Origin of the sequence: Streptomyces monticola, assembly GCF_042665355.1 — a bacterium.
GTDB classification, from domain to species: Bacteria; Actinomycetota; Actinomycetes; order Streptomycetales; family Streptomycetaceae; genus Streptomyces; species Streptomyces monticola.
In genome coordinates this window covers 1-2,752 of sequence record NZ_JBHTCF010000056.1, presented here as the reverse complement: position 1 = coordinate 2,752, position 2,752 = coordinate 1, and the positions used below count along the sequence as shown (strand labels likewise).

Annotated in this window: 1 protein-coding gene; it reads left to right on the top strand. The window is 72.5% G+C overall.

Features of this window, described 5'->3' with window-relative positions:
- The coding region (locus ACFQVC_RS42375; RefSeq protein ID WP_381842113.1) for an acyltransferase domain-containing protein at positions 1-2,752 on the top strand (2,752 nt) is incomplete at both ends.

The window sequence follows — 2,752 nt, the reverse complement described above, 5'->3', positions numbered from 1 at the left end:
CATATCGAGCTCCTCACCGAGTCGCGGCCCTGGCCGGAGACGGGCCGTCCGCGCCGGGCGGGCATCTCTTCGTTCGGGATCAGCGGCACCAACGCCCACGTCATCATCGAGCAGGCCCCCGAGGCCCTTGAGCAGCCCGAAGCCCCTGAGCAGGCAGCCGGAGCCCACGATGAGGATGAGCAGGCGAGCACGCCGGGGTCCGAACTCCCCGCCGTACCCCTGGTGTTCTCCGCCAGGACCCCGGACGCGCTGCGCGGCCAGGCCGACCGCCTGCGTACGCACTTGGAGTCCCGTACCGAACTGCGGGCCCTCGACGTCGGGCACTCCCTCATCACCACCCGCTCCTCCCTCGAGCACCGCGCCGTCGTCGTCGGCAACGACCGCGACGAGCTGCTCATCGGGCTCGGAGCCGTCGCGGCAGGGCAGGCGGGGCCCGGAGTCGTGCAGGGCACGCCGCGGGGCAAAGGGCGGACGGCCTTCCTCTTCACCGGCCAAGGTGCCCAACGCCCGGGCATGGGCCGTGAGTTGTACGAGACGTTCCCCGTCTTCGCCGAGGCCTTCGACGCCGTACTCGACGCGATCGGCGGCGAGCTGCGCGAGGTGATCTGGGGCGAGGACGCGGAGCGGTTGAACCGCACCGAGTTCACCCAGCCCGCGCTGTTCGCGGTCGAGGTGGCCCTCTACCGCCTCGTCGAGTCCTGGGGCGTCAAGCCGGACTTCCTGGCCGGGCACTCCATCGGGGAGATCGCGGCGGCGCACGCGGCCGGGGTCCTGTCCCTGTCGGACGCATCCCAACTGGTGGCCGCCCGCGGCAAGTTGATGCAGGCCCTGCCCGAGGGCGGCGCGATGGTGGCCATCCAGGCCACCGAGGACGAAGTGACCCCGCTGCTCACCGGGCAGCTGGCCGTCGCAGCCGTCAACGGTCCCGCCTCCGTGGTCGTCTCCGGTGACGAGGAAGCCGCACTGCGCGTCAAGGCGCACTTCGAGACCGAGGGCCGCAAGACCACACGCCTGCGGGTCTCGCACGCCTTCCACTCCCCGCTGATGGAGCCGATGCTCGACGAGTTCCGTGCCATCGCCGACTCGCTGACGTACCACGCACCGAAGATCCCGGTCGTCTCCAACGTCACCGGCGCACTGGCGACCCAGCTCACCGACCCCGAGTACTGGGTACGCCACGTCCGCGACGCCGTCCGGTTCGCCGACGGCATCCGCGCCCTGGAGGCCGAAGGCGTCACCCGCTTCCTCGAACTCGGTCCCGAAGCCGTGCTCACCGCCATGGCCAGGGAGTCCGTCACGGCGGACACGGCGCTGCTCACCGCGTCCCTGCGCAAGGGCAGGGCCGAGGTGTCCGCGCTGCTCAACGCCATCGGCCAACTCCACATATCCGGTGTGCCGGTGGACTGGCGGCCGGTCTTCGACGGGCGCGGAGCACGCCGCGTCGAGCTGCCGACGTACGCCTTCCAGCGCCAGCGCTACTGGTTCGACACCGTGGACTACCTGGCCGACTCCTGGATCGCCGCCGAACTCGGCGGAGTGGCCGCGGCCGGACTCGAACCCGTCGGCCACCCCCTGCTCGCCGCCTCCCTGACCGCGCCCGACGCGGACAGCACGATCTTCACAGGGCGGCTCTCCGTCGCCGCGCAGCCCTGGCTCGCGGACCACGCGGTGGGCGGCACCGTCCTGTTCCCCGGCGCGGGCCTGGTGGAACTCGCGCTCACCGCCGGCGGCCGGCTCGGCTGCGACGTGCTCGAAGAACTCACCCTGCAGGCGCCCCTGGTCCTGCCCGAACAGGGCTCCGTCGCCATCCAGGTGGCCGTGGACGAGCCCGATGCTTCCGGCGCCCGGCCGGTGCGCATCCACACCCGCACCGATGACGACGAGCCCTGGACCCTGAACGCGGTGGGCGCCCTGGGCTCCGGGGCACCCGAGCTCTCCTTCGACATGACCCACTGGCCGCCGACCGGCGCCGAAGCCGTGGACCTGGACGGCCTGTACGACGGTCTGGCGGAAGCCGGTCTCGAATACGGTCCGGTGTTCCAGGGCCTCACGGCGGCCTGGAAGTCGGGCGACACGGTGTACGCCGAGATCTCCCTGCCCGACGAAGCGGTACGGGACGCGCTCGACTACGGCATCCACCCCGCGCTCCTCGACGCCTGCCTGCACGCGATCGGTCTGAGCGCCGTCGCGGGCGACCGTGCGGCACTGCCCTTCTCCTTCACCCGCACCGCCCTCGCACTCGGCGGTGCCGCCCGGCTCCGGCTCCGGCTCACCCCGGCCGGGGACCGCACGGTGTCCCTGATCGCTGCGGACGACGCGGGAAACCCCGTCGTATCGGTGGGCGGGCTCGTACTGCGGGAGATCGCCGCCGATCAGTTGGCAGGCGGTGCGCATCACGACGCGCTGTTCCGCCTGGAGTGGACGCCGGTGCCGTGCCAGGGCGCGGCGGGGATTCCCGACGGCGTGACGGTGCTGCGCAGCGAGCCGGGGTCCGACGCGGCCTCCGTGCGAACCGCGCTGGCCGCCGTACTGGACGAACTCCAGTCACCCAACGGCCAGTTGGTGATCGTCACCCGTGGGGCCGTGGCGGCCTTGGAGGGTGAGGACGTCACCGATCTGGCGGGCGCGGCGGTGTGGGGGCTCGCGCGGTCCGCGCAGTCGGAGGAGCCGGGCCGGGTGGTGCTGGTCGACACGGACGACGTGGATGCGGTGGCTCTGGCGCTCGCGTCGGGGGAGCCGCAGGTCGTGGTGC